20 protein-coding genes are annotated in these 19,741 nt (G+C 68.9%); 17 read left to right on the top strand and 3 right to left on the bottom strand.

Translation table 11 applies throughout. From position 1 onward, the window contains the following. Positions 1-63 precede the first annotated feature (63 nt). From pdxS to SB754_RS08480, 11 genes are all read left to right on the top strand, one after another. Positions 64-969 (top strand): pyridoxal 5'-phosphate synthase lyase subunit PdxS, encoded by a 906-nt coding sequence (pdxS, locus tag SB754_RS08530; protein ID WP_410781896.1) that lies wholly within the window; start codon positions 64-66, stop codon positions 967-969. Beyond that, positions 959-1,570 carry a pyridoxal 5'-phosphate synthase glutaminase subunit PdxT gene (pdxT, locus tag SB754_RS08525; protein WP_410781895.1) on the top strand — a complete coding sequence of 204 codons (612 nt, stop codon included), beginning with the start codon at positions 959-961 and terminating at the stop codon, positions 1,568-1,570. The genes pdxS and pdxT overlap by 11 nt, the downstream gene beginning before the upstream one ends. Before the next feature lie 88 nt (positions 1,571-1,658). Beyond that, positions 1,659-2,423, top strand: coding sequence for a YebC/PmpR family DNA-binding transcriptional regulator (locus SB754_RS08520; protein WP_410781894.1), 765 nt, complete (start codon positions 1,659-1,661; stop codon positions 2,421-2,423). Between the two features lie 15 nt (positions 2,424-2,438). Continuing rightward, positions 2,439-3,029, top strand: coding sequence for a crossover junction endodeoxyribonuclease RuvC (ruvC, locus tag SB754_RS08515; protein WP_410783291.1), 591 nt, complete (start codon positions 2,439-2,441; stop codon positions 3,027-3,029). Then, on the top strand, positions 3,026-3,649 hold the full coding sequence (gene ruvA, locus SB754_RS08510; RefSeq protein ID WP_410781893.1) for a Holliday junction branch migration protein RuvA: 624 nt from the start codon (positions 3,026-3,028) through the stop codon (positions 3,647-3,649). The genes ruvC and ruvA overlap by 4 nt, the downstream gene beginning before the upstream one ends. After that, entirely contained in the window at positions 3,646-4,683 is a 1,038-nt protein-coding gene (ruvB, locus tag SB754_RS08505) for a Holliday junction branch migration DNA helicase RuvB (protein ID WP_410781892.1), read from the top strand. The genes ruvA and ruvB overlap by 4 nt, the downstream gene beginning before the upstream one ends. A gap of 58 nt (positions 4,684-4,741) precedes the next feature. Beyond that, positions 4,742-5,173 (top strand): preprotein translocase subunit YajC, encoded by a 432-nt coding sequence (gene yajC, locus SB754_RS08500; RefSeq protein WP_410781891.1) that lies wholly within the window; start codon positions 4,742-4,744, stop codon positions 5,171-5,173. A 62-nt stretch (positions 5,174-5,235) separates the two neighbouring features. Beyond that, entirely contained in the window at positions 5,236-6,966 is a 1,731-nt protein-coding gene (secD, locus tag SB754_RS08495) for a protein translocase subunit SecD (protein ID WP_410781890.1), read from the top strand. Further along, a complete protein-coding gene (secF, locus tag SB754_RS08490; protein ID WP_410781889.1) occupies positions 6,966-7,985 on the top strand; it encodes a protein translocase subunit SecF in 1,020 nt (339 codons plus the stop codon). Before secD ends, secF begins: the two co-directional genes overlap by 1 nt. Positions 7,986-7,994: 9 nt before the next feature. After that, the gene (locus tag SB754_RS08485; RefSeq protein WP_410781888.1) at positions 7,995-8,363 is read left to right on the top strand and encodes a rhodanese-like domain-containing protein; all 369 of its coding nucleotides are present in this window, start codon (positions 7,995-7,997) and stop codon (positions 8,361-8,363) included. A gap of 69 nt (positions 8,364-8,432) precedes the next feature. Then, positions 8,433-10,679, top strand: a complete 2,247-nt coding sequence (locus SB754_RS08480) for a RelA/SpoT family protein (RefSeq protein WP_410781887.1) — start codon at positions 8,433-8,435, stop codon at positions 10,677-10,679. Here SB754_RS08480 and SB754_RS08475 read toward each other — a convergent pair. From SB754_RS08475 to SB754_RS08465, 3 genes are all read right to left on the bottom strand, one after another. Further along, positions 10,658-11,284 (bottom strand): type IV toxin-antitoxin system AbiEi family antitoxin, encoded by a 627-nt coding sequence (locus SB754_RS08475; RefSeq protein WP_410781886.1) that lies wholly within the window; start codon positions 11,282-11,284, stop codon positions 10,658-10,660. The genes SB754_RS08480 and SB754_RS08475 overlap by 22 nt on opposite strands. A 95-nt stretch (positions 11,285-11,379) precedes the next feature. Continuing rightward, positions 11,380-12,558: a DUF349 domain-containing protein gene (locus SB754_RS08470; protein ID WP_410783290.1), complete on the bottom strand. Its 1,179-nt coding sequence runs from the start codon at positions 12,556-12,558 to the stop codon at positions 11,380-11,382. Positions 12,559-12,687: 129 nt separating this feature from the next. Then, positions 12,688-13,473: a peptidylprolyl isomerase gene (locus SB754_RS08465; protein ID WP_410781885.1), complete on the bottom strand. Its 786-nt coding sequence runs from the start codon at positions 13,471-13,473 to the stop codon at positions 12,688-12,690. Positions 13,474-13,630: 157 nt separating this feature from the next. On the opposite strand from SB754_RS08465, the gene SB754_RS08460 reads away from it, so the two are divergent. The 6 genes from SB754_RS08460 to ruvX all read left to right on the top strand — a co-directional run bounded on the left by SB754_RS08460 (position 13,631) and on the right by ruvX (position 19,741). Next, on the top strand, positions 13,631-14,971 hold the full coding sequence (locus SB754_RS08460) for a replication-associated recombination protein A (protein WP_410781884.1): 1,341 nt from the start codon (positions 13,631-13,633) through the stop codon (positions 14,969-14,971). 186 nt (positions 14,972-15,157) lie between these two features. Next, the gene (gene rpsD / locus SB754_RS08455) at positions 15,158-15,781 is read left to right on the top strand and encodes a 30S ribosomal protein S4 (protein ID WP_018191226.1); all 624 of its coding nucleotides are present in this window, start codon (positions 15,158-15,160) and stop codon (positions 15,779-15,781) included. Between the two features lie 141 nt (positions 15,782-15,922). Further along, positions 15,923-16,306 carry a DUF948 domain-containing protein gene (locus SB754_RS08450; protein ID WP_410781883.1) on the top strand — a complete coding sequence of 128 codons (384 nt, stop codon included), beginning with the start codon at positions 15,923-15,925 and terminating at the stop codon, positions 16,304-16,306. 57 nt (positions 16,307-16,363) lie between these two features. Beyond that, the gene (locus SB754_RS08445) at positions 16,364-16,555 is read left to right on the top strand and encodes a hypothetical protein (protein ID WP_410781882.1); all 192 of its coding nucleotides are present in this window, start codon (positions 16,364-16,366) and stop codon (positions 16,553-16,555) included. 53 nt (positions 16,556-16,608) lie between these two features. Then, complete coding sequence (gene alaS, locus SB754_RS08440; RefSeq protein WP_410781881.1) at positions 16,609-19,266, top strand: alanine--tRNA ligase; 2,658 nt, start codon at positions 16,609-16,611, stop codon at positions 19,264-19,266. A gap of 7 nt (positions 19,267-19,273) precedes the next feature. Continuing rightward, positions 19,274-19,741 carry a Holliday junction resolvase RuvX gene (gene ruvX, locus SB754_RS08435; protein ID WP_410781880.1) on the top strand — a complete coding sequence of 156 codons (468 nt, stop codon included), beginning with the start codon at positions 19,274-19,276 and terminating at the stop codon, positions 19,739-19,741.

The raw sequence follows: 19,741 nt of genomic DNA, 5'->3' as shown, positions 1-19,741 counted from the left end.
GAGCGGGGAACGGGATGATATCTTCGGCATAGGCCAAAACCGTTTTTGTACCACGAGAGGGCGATGATGACAGACAGCGAGCAGGGCACCGCATTCGGATCGAGCCGGGTCAAGCGCGGCCTCGCCGAGATGCTCAAGGGCGGCGTGATCATGGACGTCGTCACGCCCGAGCAGGCGCGGATCGCCGAAGACGCGGGCGCGGTCGCCGTGATGGCGCTGGAGCGCGTTCCCGCCGACATCCGGGCCCAGGGCGGTGTGGCCCGGATGAGCGACCCCGACCTGATCGAGGCCATCATCGCCGAGGTGTCCATCCCGGTGATGGCGAAGGCGCGCATCGGCCACTTCGTCGAGGCGCAGGTCCTGCAGGCGCTCGATGTCGACTACATCGACGAGTCGGAGGTGCTCTCGCCCGCCGACTACGTCAACCACATCGACAAGTGGGGGTTCACTGTTCCCTTCGTCTGCGGTGCGACGAACCTGGGTGAGGCGCTCCGCCGCATCAACGAGGGCGCGGCGATGATCCGCTCCAAGGGCGAGGCCGGCACCGGCGACGTCTCGGAGGCGACCAAGCACATCCGCACCATCCGGTCCGAGATCAACGCCCTGACGGCGATGACGAAGGACGAGCTGTATGTCGCCGCCAAGGAGCTGCAGGCTCCCTACGAGCTGGTCCGCGAGATCGCCGAGACCGGGAAGCTTCCCGTCGTGCTCTTCACCGCGGGCGGCGTGGCCACTCCCGCCGACGCCGCCATGATGATGCAGCTCGGCGCGGACGGCGTGTTCGTCGGCTCCGGCATCTTCAAGTCGGGCAACCCGGAGCAGCGGGCCGCCGCGATCGTGAAGGCGACCACCTTCTACGACGACCCGTCGGTCATCGCGGAGGTGTCGCGCGGCCTGGGCGAGGCCATGGTCGGCATCAACGTTGCCGACCTGCCGGCTCCGCACCGCCTCGCCGAGCGTGGCTGGTAACGGCGCGACGGTCGGCGTCCTCGCGCTGCAGGGCGACTTCAGGGAGCACCTGAAGGTCCTGCGGTCGCTGGGCGCTGCGGCCGTTCCCGTCCGCCGCGCCTCCGAGCTCGGGGAGATCGACGGGCTCGTCATCCCGGGCGGCGAATCCAGTGTGATGGACAAGCTGTCGCGCGCGTTCGGTGTCGCGGGTCCGCTGCGGGCGGCGATCGCTGACGGCCTGCCGGTCTACGGAACGTGCGCCGGGCTGATCATGCTCGCCGACACCATCCTCGACGGCATCGCCGGCCAGCAGAGCCTCGGCGGACTGGATGTCGCGGTGCGGCGGAACGCGTTCGGCTCGCAGGTGGACTCCTTCGAGACGGATCTCGACATCCCCGCGGTGGGCGAGGAGTCGATGCACGCCGTCTTCATCCGGGCGCCGATCGTGGAGAGCGTGGGGGAGCGGGCGACCGCCCTCGCCAGCGTCGACGACGGCCGGGTGGTCGCCGTCGAGCAGGGCAACCTGCTGGGAACCTCGTTCCACCCGGAGATCACGGGGGACACCCGCTTCCACGAGTACTTCCTGCAGAAGGTCCGCCAAGCGGCGCGGACCGCGGCGTGACTCCGACCCTCCGGGAACGGTGAGGGACCGGAGGGCGCGCTCGCCTTAGAATGGACGAGTTTTCAGCAGGTACGATGAGGGAGCACCAGTGTCCGGGCATTCCAAGTGGGCAACGACCAAGCACAAGAAGGCGGTGATCGACGCCCGCCGCGCGAAGTCCTTCGCCAAACTCATCAAGAACATCGAGGTGGCGGCGAAGACCGGCGGCGCCGACATGTCCGGAAACCCGACGCTCGTCGACGCGGTGCAGAAGGCCAAGAAGACCTCGGTGCCCAATGACAACATCGACCGCGCCATCAAGCGCGGCGCCGGCCTGACCGGCGAGTCGATCGACTACGCGACGATCATGTACGAGGGCTACGGCCCGGGCGGCGTCGCCCTTTTGATCGAGTGCCTCACCGAGAACAAGAACCGCGCTGCGGCCGAGGTCCGCACGGCCATGACCCGCAACGGCGGAACGATGGCCGACCCGGGAAGCGTCGCGTACAACTTCCACCGCAAGGGCGTCATCGTCGTCCCGCACGCCGACGGCGTGGATGAGGACACGGTCCTCGCAGCGGTGCTCGACGCCGGCGCAGAGGACGTGACGGACCGCGGCGAGAGCTTCGAAGTGGTGACCGAGGCCTCCGACCTGGTGGCGGCGCGCACCGCTCTGCAGGAGGCCGGCATCGACTACGACTCGGCCGACGCGGAGTTCGTCGCAACGGTCAACGTGGACGCCGACGCCGAGGTGGCCCGCAAGGTCTTCCGCCTGATCGACGCGCTCGAAGACTCGGACGACGTGCAGAACGTCTACACGAACCTCGACATCAGCCCCGAGGTGCAGGCGCAGCTCGACGACGACGACGAGTAGGCGGCGACCGTGACGATCCGGGTGCTCGGCATCGACCCGGGTCTGACGCGCTGCGGCGTCGGGATCGTCGACGTGCGTCCGGACCGCCGTGCCACGCTCGTCGATGTCACGGTCATCCGCACCCCGCCCGGCATGGCGCTCGAGGAGCGCCTGCTCGCCGTGGGCGCCGGCATCGAGCTGCTGCTCGACCAGCACCGGCCGGCCGTGGTGGCGATCGAGCGCGTCTTCGCGCAGCACAACCTCCGCACCGTGATGGGCACGGCCCAGGTGAGCGGGGTCGCTCTGCACTCCGCGGCGAAGCGCGGACTGGCGGTCGGCCTGCACACGCCGAGCGAGGTCAAGGCCGCCATCACCGGCTACGGATCGGCGGACAAGAAGCAGGTGCAGGCGATGGTCGCTCGGATCCTCGGCCTCGACGAGGCGCCGAAGCCCGCGGACGCGGCGGATGCGCTGGCGATCGCGATCTGCCACGCCTGGCGCGGCGGTCCGGTGGCTCCGGACGCAGGCGGCGCAGCGGACACCTCCCTCACTCCCGCGCAGCAGGCGTGGCGCGCCGCGGAGCGCTCCAGCCGGGCGTCGGCGGCTCCCCGTAGGCTGGCACGGTGATCTCCTCCCTCCGCGGTACCGTGCTCTCGGCGAGCGGCGGCACCGCCGTGATCGAGGTGGGCGGCGTCGGCTTCGCCCTGCAGCTCACTCCCGAGCACGTGCTCTCCCTGCGCGTCGGCGAGGAGACGTTCCTCCACACCTCCCTGATCGTCCGCGAAGACGCGCTGCAGCTCTTCGGTTTCGCCGACCGGGAGCAGCTGGAGGTGTTCGAGCTTCTCAACGGCGTGTCCGGAGTCGGTCCCAAATCGGCGATCGGCGTCCTCTCGGTGCTCTCGCCCGACGACATCGCGGCTGCCGTCACCGCTGATGACGACGCACCTTTCCGCAAGGTGTCCGGAATCGGCCCGAAGACGGCCAAGCTCATCGTGGTCTCGCTCACCGGCAAGCTGGCCGCCGTGCGCCGGCCTGCTCCCGTCGCGAAGACGTCCGGTTCGCCGTCCTCCGTCCCCGACAGCGTGCTCGTCGCGCTGGTCGGCCTCGGCTGGCCGGAGCGCGTGGCGGCCGAGGCGGTCTCCGATGTCGTCTCCGACACCGACGAGAAGCAGCGCGACACCGTCCAGGCGCTGCTGCGGCTGACGCTCGCGCGGCTCGGTCCCGCCGCGCCGCAGGGTGTGCGATGAGCGACGACCTGACCGCGCCGGAGCTGGAGTCCGAGTCGGAGCTCGCGTTCGAGGGCGCCTTGCGGCCGCGGTCACTCGCCGAGTTCGTCGGCCAGGTCAAGGTGCGGGGCCAGCTGCAGCTGCTCCTGACCGCGGCGCGGATGCAGGAGCGGACGCCCGACCACATCCTCCTCGCCGGCCCGCCTGGGCTCGGCAAGACGACGCTGGCGATGATCGTCGCGCACGAGAGCGAGCGTCCGCTCCGGCTCTCCAGCGGGCCGGCCATCCAGCACGCCGGCGACCTGGCGGCGCTGCTGTCGTCGCTCACCCCCGGCGAAGTGCTGTTCATCGACGAGATCCACCGCATGGCGCGTTCCGCGGAGGAGATGCTGTACCTCGCCATGGAGGACTTCCGCATCGACATCATGGTGGGCAAGGGCGCGGGCGCCACCTCCATCCCGCTCGACCTCGCTCCGTTCACGCTCGTCGGCGCGACGACGCGGTCCGGCCTCCTGCCCAACCCACTGCGCGATCGTTTCGGATTCACCGCTCACCTGGAGTTCTACGACGAAGCGGAATTGACGCAAGTGCTGTCGCGCGCGGCCTCCATGCTCGAGTTCGACATCGACCGGGAGGCGCTGGCCGAGATCGCCGGCCGCTGCCGGGGGACTCCGCGCATCGCCAACCGGCTGCTCCGCCGCGTCCGCGACTACGCCCTGGTCCACGGAGGCCGGGGCGACGTGAACGCCGTCCGCGCCGCCCTCGAGCTCTACGACGTCGACCCGCTCGGGCTCGACCGGCTCGACAGAGCGGTGCTGCACATCATCCTGGAGCGCTTCGACGGGGGACCGGTCGGGCTGAACACTCTCGCCGTGTCGGTCGGAGAAGAAGCTGAGACGATCGAGTCGGTGGTGGAACCTTTCCTGGTCCGGATCGGCCTGCTGTCCCGCACTCCGCGAGGGAGGGTGGCGACAGCGGCCGCGTGGCGGCACCTGGGAATCCCTAGGCAGGCGAGGGATTCCTCCCAGCCTCCCACCCTGATCGATGACATATAATCCAAGCTGGCCGTTCGGCCAACCCCCTTGCCCCCGATGAAAGGTTCGGCAACTCCCCATGGTCTTTGACCCGTTGACCATTCTGATGGTCGTCATCCTGGCGGCCCTCGTCTTCTTCATGTTCCGGAACAGCCGCAAGCGGCGCCGTGACCAGGAGGAGACCCGTTCCAAGATGGTGCCCGGTGCCGAGGTCATGACCAACTTCGGCCTCTACGGCACCCTCATCTCGGTCGACGAGGCGAACAACACCGCCGTCATCGAGACCAGCCCGGGCCACGAGGTCAAGGTGCACCGCCAGGTGCTGGCCCGCGTGGTCGAGCCCACGGTCGCAGAAGAGACCACCGAGCCCGCAGGCGACGCCGCCGCGGCCCCGGGTGTCGAGCTCAACGAGGACCACGCGATCTCGGCAGACGCCGACACCGCCGCGCCGGAGTACGGCGAGCGGGTCGACGATGCGGCCAAGAAGCGCGGCCCGAAGAGCGACGACTGACACATTTTCCTGTGCTCCGGCGCCCTCGGCGCCGGAGCACTCGTAGAAAGCTGAGTACCTAGGTGGCAAAGTCGACCCCGGTCAAGAAAGCCTGGCGTTCGCTGACATGGCTCGGCGTCCTCGTGGTGGTCCTCCTGGGCACCCTCACGGCAGGCGTCCTGTTCAGCAATGCGACCTGGCTGCCCAAGCTCGCCCTCGACCTCGAGGGCGGGACGCAGATCATCCTCGCCCCGCAGGTCGAGAACGGCCAGTCGGTGCAGCAGGAGCAGCTCGACCAGGCGGTCTCCATCATCCGCCAGCGCATCGATGCGTCTGGCGTGTCCGAGGCCCAGATCTCGACGGAGGGTTCGCGCAACATCGTGGTGTCCCTCCCGGGCAAGCCCGATCAGGCGACCCTCGACCGCGTGAAGTCGAGCGCACGCCTCGACTTCCGTCCGGTGCTCGTCGCCGGCGGCCCGACCAACGAGGTCGTGGGCGCAGACGGTAAGTCCACGCCGGCGCCGACACCGGCCCCCGGCCTGCAGTCGACCCCGTCCACCAAGCCCACGAACGGCAGCGACCTCGCCTGGGTGACGCCGAAGCTCCAGGCGGAGTTCGACGCCTACGACTGCAAGGCGAACGCGAAGAAGACGTCGAGCTCCGCGCCGACCGACCAGCCGCTGATCACCTGCGACGACCAGAACACCGTCAAGTACCTGCTCGGTCCGGTGGAGGTCAAGGGCCAGGACATCAAAGACGCCAGCGCCGGTCTCGTCCAGAGCTCGCAGGGCGTGACCACCGGTCAGTGGGCCGTCAACATCGTCTTCAACGACGCGGGCACCAAGGCCTTCTCGGACGTCACCACGCGTCTGGTGGCACTGCAGGGCTCGCAGAACCAGTTCGCCATCGTCCTCGACGGCAAGGTGATCTCGGCGCCCACCACGCAGGCGGCGATCACCGACGGCAAGCCGCAGATCACCGGCAACTTCACCGAGACGACCTCGAAGGCGCTGGCCGACCAGCTGAAGTTCGGTGCTCTGCCGTTCAGCTTCAAGGTGCAGAGCCAGGACACGATCTCGGCCACCCTGGGCACGTCCCAGCTGCTCAGCGGTCTGATCGCCGGTCTCATCGGTCTGATCCTGGTCGCCATCTACACGTTCTTCCAGTACCGGCTGCTCGGCCTCGTGACGATGTTCTCGCTCGTGGTCGCCGGTGTGCTGACCTGGCTGACGATCTCGCTGCTGTCGTGGCACTACGACTACCGGCTCTCCCTCGCGGGCGTTGCAGGCCTGATCGTCGCGATCGGCTTCACGGCCGACTCGTTCATCGTCTACTTCGAACGGATCCGCGACGAGTTGCGCGATGGCCGAGGGCTGGAGTCCGCGGTCGAGGCGGGCTGGGGACGAGCGCGACGCACCATCTACGCCTCGAAGGCGACCAACCTGCTCGCGGCGGTGGTGCTGTATGTCCTGGCCGCCGCCAACGTGCGCGGCTTCGCCTTCACCCTGGGTCTGACGACCATCATCGACGTCATCGTCGTGCTGCTCTTCACCCACCCGACGCTGCAGCTCCTGGCAACCACGCGATTCTTCAGCTCCGGGCACCCGCTGTCCGGACTCGACCCGCAGGCGCTGGGCGCCGTGTACCGGGGAGCCGCGAAGTTCCGCGCTCCGACGGCGACCGTCGGTGCCGGAACGGCTGCCCGCAGCAGCAAGGAGGCGGCACGCCGCCAGACGATCGCCGAGCGCAAGGCGGCTGAGCTCGCCAGCGCCTCGGCGTCCTCGGATCGTTCGACCGAGGGGAAGGACTCCTGATGGCCAGCCGTCTCGTGAAATTCGGTAACGACCTCTACACCGGCGCGCGGTCGATCGACTTCGTCGGCCGCCGGAAGGTCTGGTACTCGATCGCCGCCGTCATGGTGGTGCTGTCGATCCTCGTCCCCATCGTCAAGGGCGGGTTCAACTTCTCGATCGAGTTCCGCGGCGGGTCGCAGTTCCAGGTCAGCCAGGTGTCGAGCACCGACACCACCAAGGCCCAGAGCGCAGTGACGAGCGTCGTCCCGAACGCCGTCTCGCACGTGAGCGTCGTCGGCAACGACGCCGTGCGGGTCCAGACCGACCAGCTCTCCGAGACGCAGACGCACGACGTGTCGGATGCGCTCGCGAAGGCGTACGGCGTCGACCCGTCGGAGGTCTCTGCGACCTTCATCGGCCCCTCATGGGGTGCGGACGTGACCCAGCAGTCCATCCAGGGTCTTGTCGTGTTCCTGCTGCTCGCGTTCATCGCGATGGCGCTGTACTTCCGCACCTGGAAGATGTCAGCCGCGGCCATCATCTCCCTGTTCCACGACCTCATCATCACGGCCGGCGTATACGCGCTGGTCGGGTTCGAGGTGTCTCCGGCCACGATGATCGGCTTCCTGACCATCCTCGGCTACTCGCTGTACGACACCGTCGTGGTGTTCGACAAGATCCGCGAGAACACCAAGGAGGAGCTGGAGCTCACCCGGCGCACGTTCCCCGAGGCGGTCAACCTGGCGGTCAACCAGACACTGGTCCGGTCGATCAACACGGCGGTCGTCGCCGTGCTGCCGGTCGCGTCCATCCTCTTCATCGGCGCGTACGCACTCGGTGCGGCCACCCTCCGCGACATCTCGCTCGCGCTGCTCATCGGCATCATCGTGGGCACGTACTCGACGATCTTCCTGGCGGCGCCGATGTACTCGCAGTTCCGAGAGAAGGAGCCTGCGATCCGCAAGCACGACCAGAAGGTGCTCTCCATCCGGCCCAAGGCCGCGGTGAAGACCGACGCCGTCGCGACGGCCGCGGAGTAGCGCGACCGGATGACCGACGCCTCCGCTTCCACCGGCTTCCTGGCCGAGGACGAGGTGTCGGCCGCGCGCGCCTGCGCGCTGACGGATGCCGGCGCTGCGTGGCTGCTCGACGTGCGCGAAGGCTACGAGTGGGAGGCGGGCCATGCGCCCGCCGCCCACCACATCCCGCTCGGTGAGCTCGGGGCGCGGCAGCACGAGCTGCCGGAGGATCAACAGATCCTGGTGATCTGCCGCAGCGGCGCCCGCTCCCGGATGGTGACCGACGCCCTCAACGAGGCGAACTATCCGGCCGCGAATGTCGAGGGCGGCATGGGGTCGTGGCAGGCCGCAGGCGGACCGGTGCAGCGCGACGACGGTACGCCAGGAGCGATCGTCTAGGCCCTCGTGCGGTCGCCGTGACAGAACGGTGATCCGGAGCGGTCATAATGGACGACAGGAGGCGTGCGAATGGTTGATACGACGACATCGCAGAGCGCCTCCCTGCGCCGTCTCGTGCCCCGCATCTTCTCGCGGGCCCAGCCGTCCGGCGCTGTCGAGACGCTGATCCGCACGGTGCGCATGCACCACCCGAAGGCCGACCTCTCGCTGATCGAGCGCGCCTACGGCGTCGCCGAGCAGGCGCACCGCGGGCAGAAGCGGCGGTCGGGCGAGCCCTACATCACGCACCCGGTCGCCGTGGCGCAGATCATCGCCGATCTCGGGATCGGCGCGAAGACCATCGCCGCCGCCCTCCTCCATGACACGGTGGAGGACACCGAGTACACGCTCGACGAGCTCCGCGACCAGTTCGGCGACGAGATCGCCATGCTTGTTGATGGCGTGACCAAGCTCGACAAGGTCAAGTACGGCGACAGCGCCCAGGCCGAGACAGTGCGGAAGATGATCGTCGCGATGTCCAAAGACATCCGCGTGCTGATCATCAAGCTGGCGGACCGCCTGCACAATGCCCGCACCTGGGGCTTCGTCCCGGCCGCGTCGGCGACGCGCAAGGCCACGGAGACGCTGGAGATCTACGCCCCGTTGGCGCACCGCCTCGGTATCCAGGCGATCAAGTGGGAGCTCGAGGACCTCTCGTTCGCCGTGCTCTACCCGAAGCTGTATGCCGAGATCGAGAGCCTGGTGAAGCAGCGCACCCCGGAGCGCGAGCGGCTGGTGCAGCAGGTCATCGACACCATCAACGAGGATCTGAAGTCGGCGAGGATTCGCGGCAAGGTCGTCGGGCGGCCCAAGCAGTACTACTCGATCTACCAGAAGATGGTGGTCCGCGGGCGCGAGTTCGATGACATCTACGACCTCGTGGGCATCCGCGTGCTGGTCAACACCGTGCGCGACTGCTACGCCGTTCTCGGGCAGATCCACGCGCGCTGGACCCCGATGCCCGGCCGGTTCAAGGACTACATCGCCACCCCGAAGTTCAACCTGTACCAGTCCCTGCACACGACCGTGATCGGTCCGCAGGGCCGTCCGGTCGAGATCCAGATCCGCACAGAAGAGATGCACCAGCGCGCCGAGTTCGGTGTCGCGGCGCACTGGAAGTACAAGGAGCAGACCACCGGCAAGAGCTCCGGCGCGCCTGGGAAGGTCGACACCGACCTCGCCTGGCTGGCGCACATCTCGGACTGGCAGGCCGAGACGGCGGACCCGAGCGAGTTCCTCGACTCGTTGCGCTTCGAGATCGGTGCGAAAGAGGTCTACGTCTTCACCCCGAAGGGCCGCGTGATCGGTCTTCCGGCAGGCGCCACCCCGGTCGACTTCGCGTACGCGGTCCACACCGAGGTCGGTCACCGGACCATGGGCGCCAAGGTCAACGGCCGTCTCGTCCCGCTGGAGAGCAGCCTCAACACCGGCGACGTCGTCGAGATCTTCACCTCCAAGAACCCGGACTCCGGTCCCAGCCAGGACTGGCTCAACTTCGTCAAGAGCCCGCGCGCCCGCAACAAGATCCGGCAATGGTTCACCAAGGAGCGCCGCGACGAGGCGATCGAACAGGGCAAGGACGCGATCGCGCGCGCCATGCGCAAGCAGAACCTGCCATTGCAGAAGCTGATGACGCAGGACGCCCTGGTCGAGGTCGCCTCGTCGCTCAAGCACCCGGACGTCTCGGCCCTCTACGCGGCCGTCGGCGAGGGCCACATCTCGACCCAGTCCGTGATCGAGAAGGTCATGGCCTCGCTGCAGACCGAGGCGGAGTCGGACGGCGAGCTGGAGATCCCGGTCAAGGGTCGCCGGCAGCTGCGCAACAGCGATTCCGGTGTGCTGGTGCGTGGCGCCCCCGACATCCTGGTCAAGCTGGCCAAGTGCTGCACGCCGGTGCCGGGTGACCCGATCGTCGGCTTCATCACGCGCGGGCAGGGCGTCTCCGTCCATCAAGCGAGCTGCCACAACGTGCAGTCGCTGCTGCAGGAGCCCGAGCGGATGATCGAGGTCGAGTGGGCCCCGAGCTCCAAGAGTGTGTTCCTGGTGCAGATCCAGGTCGAGGCGCTCGACCGCTCCGGCCTGCTCAGCGACGTCACCCGCGTGCTCTCCGAGCATCACGTGAACATCCTCTCCGCCACCGTGACGACCTCCAGCGACCGGCTCGCCTTGAGCCGTTTCGTCTTCGAGATGGGCGACACCACGCACCTCGACCGCGTGCTCAACGCCGTTCGCCGCATCGACGGCGTGTATGACGTCTACCGCGTCACCGGGGGCTGACCGGGCCGAGGGCCGACCGGGCCGAGGGCTGACCGGGCCGGGCTAACCGGGCCGGGGAGCCGCGCTCCGGCCACCATCGGCAGCCGGCTGCGTGCGAGTGCGCAGCCCTTGCGACGGCTCATCCGCAGTCGCTCATCCGTCTCGGCGGGCGTCATGCCTGCCAGTGCGAGCAGGTGACAGACCTCTAGCGCCTGCTGGTCGTCGAAGGTCCCAGGGAGACTGAGCAGGTCGACTGCCGTGCGTAGCGGTGTCGTCACGTGCACTGCTCCCAGCGAGACCGTTTCGTCGGGCCGCAACGAGCGGTGGCAGGCGTCGACAGCGGCCGCGGCCAGCCCGCCGCGTCGATGGGGCGGTATGCAGACCTGGGGGAGTGGCGGAGGCACAGACCGCGTGCCGTGGATCCAGGCAGCGGACTCCCGGTCGGCAACCATCCACGTCGACACCGATCGGCCGAACGCGCTGGCGCGGAGCTCTGGAGCATCCGGTGCTTCGGCCGGAGCGAAGAAGTCGCCCACACGATACAGGTGACCGTCGAGGCAGAGGGCCAGCAGTTCGACCATGGGGAGGACGCTGCTGTCGAGGAGGGGAGCGGTGATCGTCGTCATACCCCCAGCCTCGCCGGGCCGCCGCCGTGACGGCCGCCGAGGTCGGAAACGGGGGAGAACCCGTCGGCGGTCGCCGGTGTGGACGACTTCAGTGATCAGCCGAGCGCGTCGAGCCAGATCTTCCGAGCGTCCAGCGCCTCCTGAGCCTCCTTGACGCGCCGGCTGTCGCCGGACGCCTGCGCATCCGCCAGTTCTTGCTCGAGCTTGGCGATGGCAGCGTTGAGCTGGCTCGCCAGGCCCTCGGAGCGCGCCTTCTTCTCGGGGTTGTTCTTCTCCCAGTGCTCCTCGTCGAGACGCCGGACGGCGGTCTCCACGCGACGGAGACGGTCTTCGATGGGGCGCACCTGCTCGCGCGGCACGCGGCCGATCTGGTCCCAGCGCTCCTGGATCGAGAGCAGCTTGGCGCGTGCCGACTCGCGGTCGGTCGCCTTGAGCAGCGGCTCCGCTTCGTCGAGCAGAGCCAGCTTCTGCTGGAGGTTGGCCTCGTATTCCTCGCTGTCGCGCGCATCCACCTCGGCCTTGGCCGAGTAGATGGCGTCGCCGGCAGCCTTGAACCGCGCCCACAGGGCGTCGTCGTTCTTCTTGCCCGCGCGGCCGGCGGCCTTCCACTGGTCGAGCAGACGGCGGTACTCCGGGACGCCGTCGGCGCCCTGCGGGATGAGCCGCTCGGCCTGCTCGATGAGTTCGGTCTTGCGATTGCGCACGTCGCGGTGCTGCGTGTCGAGCTCGGCGAAGAACGCCTTGCGGTTGTGCTCGATCGTGGCCCGGGCGGCGCGGAACCGCTTCCACAGCTCGTTGGCTTCGTTCTTGGGAAGGCGCGGCCCGTCGTGCTGGTGAGCCTGCCACCGGGCGAAGAGCGCGTCCAGCGCGGTGCTGGTGGTCTTCCACTGCGTGCGCGCAGGGTCTTGCGCTGCGAGTGCCTCGGCCTCTTCGACGATGGCCGTGCGCTCGGCGATGGCGGCGTCGAGCGCGGCCTTGGCCTCTGCAGTCTGCTGCTCGGTCAGCTCTTCGACGGTGCCGCCCAGCGCATCGAGCCGGGTCAGAAGCGACGCGAGGTCTCCGACGGCGTTCGCGCCCTGCACGGCGGACCGCAGGTTGGCCACCGACTTGGCGATGTCGGTGGCGGGGGCGCCGCGGCGCGCGCGCTGCTCGAGCAGGCCGACCTGGCCGGCGAGATCGGTGTACTTGCGCTCGAAGTAGGCGAGCGCCTCGTCGGCCGAGCCGTCGGGGTACTCGCCGACGACGCGTTCGCCGTCGCCCTCGCGGACGTACACGGTCCCGGTGTCGTCGACACGTCCCCAGGGGTGCTGTTCAGAAGTAGCCAAGAGCCTCACCTTGCTGCTGCGCGTTGCGGGCGGGATGCCGCCCCACGTTCGGGAATCAGCCTATTGCACGCGTCCGGATCACCGCAGGGTGAAGCTGTCGATGGTGGTCGCCACGGCCGGCTTGCCGTCCGTTCCTCCACCCTCGACGCCCTTGTCGGCGACCTGGCTCTTCAGCTGGTCGAGTCCGGACGTCACCTGGCCGATGACGGTGTACCCGCCGGCCTGGTCCGCGGGGATCGTGGTGTCGTCGTAGACGATGAAGAACTGGCTGCCCTGGCTCGATGCGTCGTTGCTCTGGCGCGCCATGGCGATGGTGCCCGCCTTGTAGACGTTGTCCTTCGGAGCGTTCTCGATCGGTCCGTAGGAGTAGCCGGGGCCGCCGGAGCCGTCGCCCTTCGGGTCGCCGCACTGCAGCACGTAGAAGCCGCCGTTGGTGAGCCGGTGGCAGGTCAGGCCGTCGTAGAACTTCTTCTGCACGAGCGACACCGTCGACGAGACGGCTTGCGGGGCCGCCTTGCCGTCGAGCGAGACGGCGAGCGGGATGCTGTTGATCGTCATCGTGCCGGTCCAGGTGCGGTCCTCGGCCAGCGTCTTCGGCGGGACTCCGCCCGCGGACGGCGATGCCGACGGCGCGGCCGACGACGACGCGGAGGCCGAGGACTTCGCGGCGCCCGGCCCTGCCGAGAAGTACAGCAGCTGCGTGCCGACCGCGAGTGCGACGATCACGACGGCGGCGATTCCGGCCACCCAGTTGTCACGCTTGCGTCGCTTGACCTTGTGCTCGTGCACGGTCTGGCGCGCCTGGTAGGCGCGCAGCCGTTCGCGTGCCTGTCGCGCTTCGCGATCGTTCTGCTTCGGTGCCACGTGTGTCCTCCGGCGGTCCGTACGGGGGATGTCCGCGAGGCGTCGCCCGCTGGAACATGGAGAACCCTATCCGGCGGCGCTATGCGCAACCAACTCGCGGCTCCCAGGGAGGCGGCGCTCCCAGCCCGGTGTCGGTGGTCGCGACTACGCTGATCGGGTGGTCGACGTGCAACCTGGGCTCCGGACGGGAGCGACTCCGCTCGCGGTGCGCATGCGCCCGAAGTCGCTCGACGAGGTCGCCGGCCAGCGGCACCTCCTCAAGCCCGGCTCCCCGCTCGTCGCGCTCGCCTCCGACAAAGAAGGGCAGTCCGGCTCGGTCTCGGTCATCCTCTGGGGCCCGCCCGGCACCGGCAAGACCACGCTCGCCCAGGCCATCGCGCACTCCTCGGGGCGACGCTTCGTCGAGCTCTCGGCCGTGACCGCCGGGGTGAAGGATGTCCGGCTCGTCATGGATGAGGCCCTCTCGACCCGCGATCTCTACGGCATCTCCACGGTGCTCTTCCTCGACGAGATCCACCGCTTCACGAAGGCCCAGCAGGATGCGCTGCTGCCGGGGGTCGAGAACGGCTGGGTGATCCTGGTGGCCGCGACGACCGAGAACCCGTCGTTCTCCGTCATCTCGCCGTTGCTCTCCCGGAGTCTGCTGCTGACGCTCGAGACCCTGAGCGACGACGACCTCGGCGTGGTGATCGACCGCGCCGTGACGGACGAGCGGGGGCTGAGCGACCAGTACACGCTCGATGCGGAGGCGCGCGCCGCCCTCATCCGTCTGGCCTCGGGGGATGCGCGACGTGCGCTGACCGCGCTGGAGGCCGCATCGGTGACCGCCGCGTCATCGACGCCGGCGACCTCCACGAAGAAGCCGGTCATCACCGCAGAGCTGGTGGCGCAGGCGGTCGACCGCGCCCTGCTCCGCTACGACCGCAACGGCGACGAGCACTACGACGTCATCAGCGCCTTCATCAAGTCGGTGCGCGGCTCTGACGTCGACGCCTCCCTGCACTACCTCGCCCGCATGATCGAAGCGGGCGAGGATCCGCGCTTCATCGCCCGGCGCATCATCGTCCTCGCGTCCGAAGACATCGGGATGGCCGACCCGCAGGCGCTGGGCGTCGCGATCGCCGCGGCCGACGCCGTCCAGTACATCGGGATGCCCGAGGGGCGGATCCCGCTGGCGCAGGCGGTCGTCCACCTGGCGACGGCGCCCAAGTCGAATGCGGCGTACATGGCGCTCGACCAGGCCATCGCCGATGTGCGTGCCGGCAAGATCGGCCGCGTGCCGAAGCACCTGCGCGACGCGCACTATCCGGGCGCCAAGCGGTTGGGCCACGGGAAGGGCTACAAGTACCCGCACGACGACGCGCTCGGAGTGCTCCAGCAGCAGTACCTGCCCGACGAGCTGGTCGGGACGACCTATTACGCGCCGACCGAGCACGGCAACGAGCGGGACGTCTCGGCGCGCCTCGCGAAGCTGCGCCGCATCGTGCTCGGACGCTGATCGCGATCTGTTAGACTTTCTGCGCCTAGAAGTGTGTCCGAGGTGCGGCTGCCGCGGTCACGACTCGACGGGAACCGCCCTGTAGCCGGGCGTCCCTGGCGACAATCCCTCTCTCTGCGGCGTTGCGCCTCTCAACAGGCGCGCGTGCCCGCATCCACCACTTCAGAGAGAAACCGAAAGGAAACCGTGTCTTCACGTTCCCGCAGCAAGACCCGCGAGTCGCGGGCCCTGGGCATCCCGCTCACCCCGAAGGCGGCGCGCTACATGGAGAAGCGCCCCTACGCTCCGGGTGAGCACGGCCGCACCAAGCGCAAGGCCGACTCGGACTACGCGGTGCGTCTGCGCGAGAAGCAGCGTCTGCGCGCCCAGTACGGCATCCGCGAGAAGCAGCTCCGCATCGCCTTCGAAGAGGCCCGTCGCACCCAGGGCCTGACCGGTGAGAACCTGGTCGAGCTCCTCGAGATGCGCCTCGACGCCCTCGTCCTGCGTGCCGGCTTCGCCCGCACCATCACGCAGGCCCGTCAGTTCGTCGTGCACCGTCACATCCTCGTCGACGGCCAGCTCGTCGACCGCCCCTCCTTCCGCGTGAAGCCGGGTCAGCTCATCCACGTCAAGGCCCGCTCCGAGGGCACCGAGCCCTTCCAGGTCGCGGCCGCCGGCGGTCACCTCGACGTGCTGCCGAAGACCCCGGGCTACCTGGATGTCGAGATCGACAAGCTGCAGGCCCGTCTGGTCCGCCGCCCGAAGCGCGCCGAGGTCCCCGTGACCTGTGAGGTCCAGCTGGTCGTCGAGTACTACGCGGCCCGCTGAGGCACTGCGTCTTCACTCCAGGAACGGGGTCGTGGCTTTCTGCCGCGGCCCCGTTCCTCGTTCCCGCGTTCCTCGTTCCCGCGGCGCGCGCATGCGGCTACGCTTGAGCGGTATGCCCGTTGCGGAATGGAAGGAGCCCACGTGTCCGCTGGAGACATCGCAGGGTTGATCGCGGCCGTCGTGTTCGCCGTGCTCGTCGGCTTCATCGCCATCCCGCTGATCAAGCTGGGGCGGGTCCTCGATTCGACCCGGGACGCGATCAAGGAGGCGAGCGACGGCATCACGCCGATCCTCGACGAGACCGCGACCACGCTGCAGGAGACCAACAAGCAGCTCGCGCGCGTCGACGTGATCACCAAGAACGTGGCGGATGTGACCGGCAATGTCTCCGCGCTGGTGGCGCTGTTCGCCGCGACGGTCGGCGGCCCGCTCATCAAGCTGGCCGGATTCAGCGCAGCGGCCCGCGCCGCCTTCAAGGCCGCAGGCGGTTTCGCCCCCAGGGGCTCTCGCCGAGACTCCCACTAGACTTGCTCGGGTGCGCCGGCGCTCGCGCCGACGCCATCCAGAGAGGGAGGATCAAGCATGAAGAGTTTCCTGTGGCTGCTCATCGGCGTCGCTATCGGCTTCGCCGTCGCCCACAAGGTCAACGAGACCGCCAAGGGTCGCGAATTCTTCAGCAACATCGACCAGAAGGCGCGCGACTTCGGTGAGGCCGTCTCCGATGGCTACCGGCAGCGCGAGGCCGAGCTCCGCTCCGCCATCCAGGGCGACTGACGCCCGTCTCCTTCACTTCTTCTCATCCCGCAGACTTCGATCGACCGGAACCCATGCAGACTGCTGAAATCCACCGCCGCTGGCTCGACTTCTTCGCGCAGCGCGGCCACACCGTCGTCCCCTCCGCCTCCCTGGTGAGCGACGACCCGTCGCTGCTTTTCACGGTCGCCGGGATGGTGCCCTTCGTGCCGTATCTGACCGGCGTGGTGCCCGCGCCGTTCCCGCGCGCCACGAGCGTTCAGAAGTGCATCCGCACGCTCGACATCGACGAGGTCGGCAAGACGCCGCGGCACGGCACGTTCTTCCAGATGGCCGGCAACTTCTCCTTCGGCGACTACTTCAAGGAGCAGGCCATCACGTTCGCGTGGGAGCTGCTGACCACGTCCGAGGACGAGGGCGGCCTGGGCTTCGACCCGGAGGACCTGTGGGTCACCGTGTACGAGGAGGACGACGAGGCGCGCGAGATCTGGACCCGCGTCTCCACGCTGCCTCCTGAGCGCATCCAGGACCTCGGCAAGGACACCAACTACTGGTCCACCGGGCAGCCGGGGCCGGCCGGCCCCTGCTCCGAGATCTTCTTCGACCGCGGCCCGGCGTACGGCGCCGACGGGGGACCGGCGACCGACGACGACCGCTACGTCGAGATCTGGAACCTCGTCTTCATGCAGTACCTCCGCGGCGAGGGCGACGGCAAGAAGGACTTCGAGATCCTCGGCGACCTGCCGAAGAAGAACATCGACACCGGTCTCGGACTCGAGCGGGTCGCATTCATCAAGCAGGGCGTCGACAACATGTACGAGATCGACCAGGTGCGCCCTGTGCTCGACCGCGCCGCCGAGCTGGCGGGCAAGCCGTACGGCAACGAGGCGCACGAGGACGACGTGCGGCTGCGCGTCATCGCCGACCACGTCCGGAGTGCGCTGATGCTCATGGCCGACGGCGTCACGCCGTCGAACGAGGGCCGGGGGTACGTCCTCCGGCGCCTGCTGCGCCGCACCGTGCGCGCGATGCGCCTGCTGGGCGTCGAGACCGCGACCTTCCCCGAGCTGTTCCCGGTCTCCCGCGATGCGATGAAGGCGGCGTATCCGGAGGTCGAGACCGAGTTCGACCGGATCTCGCAGCTGGCGTATGCAGAGGAGGAGACCTTCCTGCGCACACTGGTGGCCGGGACGAGCATCCTCGACACCGCCGTCGCCAGCACCCAGAAGGAGGGCAGGAAGCAGCTCGCGGGCGACACGGCGTTCCTGCTCCACGACACCTACGGCTTCCCGATCGACCTCACGCTCGAGATGGCGGAGGAGGCCGGCCTCAGCGTCGACCGCGCCGCCTTCGACACGCTGATGGCCGACCAGCGCGCCCGCGCGAAGGCGGACGCCAAGGCGAAGAAGACCGCACTGGCCGACCTGTCGGTCTACAGCTCCTTCCGGTCGCTCGGCGAGACGGTCTTCACCGGGTACACGGAGCTCGAGACCGAGTCGAGCGTGCTCGGTCTCATCGTCGACGGCCGCTCCGTCGACCGCGCCCGCGAGGGTCAGGTCGCCGAGATCATCCTCGGCGCCACCGCACTCTACGCGGAGTCCGGCGGACAGGATGCGGACGCCGGCAGCATCGTCGGGCCCGGCTACGAGCTCGACGTGCTCGACGTGCAGAAGCCGGTCAAGGGTTTGATCAGTCACAAGGTGCTGGTGCGCAGCGGCGAGGTCGGGGTCGGTGCGCCGGCGACCAGCATCGTGGACGCGGACTACCGCCGCGGCGCGCGTCAGGCGCACTCCGGCACGCACATCATCCACGCCGCCCTTCGGCAGGTGCTCGGGCCGAACGCCCACCAGTCCGGCTCGTACAACAAGGCCGGCTACCTGCGGCTCGACTTCTCCTGGAACCAGGCGCTGTCCGCCGAGACGCGGAGCGAGATCGAGGAGATCTCGAACAACGCGATCCGTCAGAACCTCGAGGTCACCACTCGGGAGCTGCCGCTCGCCGAGGCCAAGTCGCTCGGGGCGATGGCGCTGTTCGGCGAGAAGTACGGCGATGTGGTCCGGGTCGTCGACATCGGCGGGCCCTGGTCGCGCGAACTCTGCGCGGGCACGCACGTGTCGACGAGCTCCGAGATCGGGATGATCAACCTGGTCAGCGAGTCGTCGGTCGGTTCGACCAACCGCCGCGTCGAGTCGCTGGTCGGCCTGGAGGCGTTCAAGGACCTCGCGGTCGAGCGCACGATCGTCTCGCAGCTGTCCGGGACGTTGAAGACCCCGCGCGAGCAGCTGCCGGAGAAGATCGCCGACCTCATGGCGAGCCTCAAGGCGGCCGAGAAGCGCATTCAGGCGTTCGAGGCCCGAGCGGTGCTCGACAAGGTCCCCGCGCTGCTGCAGTCGGCGTCCCGCCAGGGCGCCGTGACGGTGGTCGCGGAGGACGCGGGCACCCTGAACACCGCCGACGACCTGCGCCTGCTCGTCACCACGGTGCGCGAGCGGCTGGGTTCCGACCCGGCAGCTGTCGCCCTGGCGGCGCGCGCCGGCGGCAAGCCCGTGGTCATCGTCGGCACGAACCAGGCCGCGCGCGACGCCGGAGTCAACGCGGGTGCGCTCGCGAAGACGGCGGCCGGCGTCCTGGGTGGGGGAGGCGGTGGCAAGGCCGACCTGGCACAGGGCGGCGGAACCGACGCGGAGGCCATCCCGGCGGCACTGAGCGCGGTCGTCTCGGCGATCGGGTAGCGCCGGAATGCGCAGCGGGGTGCGGCTCGGCATCGATGTCGGGAAGGTGCGGATCGGCGTGAGCCGGTCCGACCTCCACGGGATGCTGGCCACCCCCGTCGAGACCGTCGCACGCTCCGAAGACGCTGCGGATCGCCGGAGGATCGCCGAGATCGCGAGCGAACTCGAAGCCTTCGAGGTTATCGTGGGGCTGCCCCTGGCGCTCTCCGGTTCGCACACCGCCTCCACAGCGGATGCCATCGGGTTCGCCGAGGCGCTGGCCGTCGAGGTCGGTGTCCCGGTGAGGCTGGTCGACGAGCGACTGTCGACTGTGTCGGCGACCTCGGCGCTCCGGGCGTCGGGCAGGAACACGAAGAAGGCGCGTCCCGTCGTGGATCAGGTCGCCGCCACGATAATTTTGCAGCACGCCCTCGACGCGGAACGGGCCACAGGCCGTCCGCCGGGTGACCCCGTCGAAACGAGCATTGGACAGTAG

The organism is Leifsonia sp. SIMBA_070 (genome assembly GCF_046534635.1).
In the GTDB taxonomy this organism is placed as follows: Bacteria; Actinomycetota; Actinomycetes; order Actinomycetales; family Microbacteriaceae; genus Leifsonia.
Note: the sequence above shows the minus strand (reverse complement) of the source record. Positions and strands in the feature narration are given on the sequence as shown.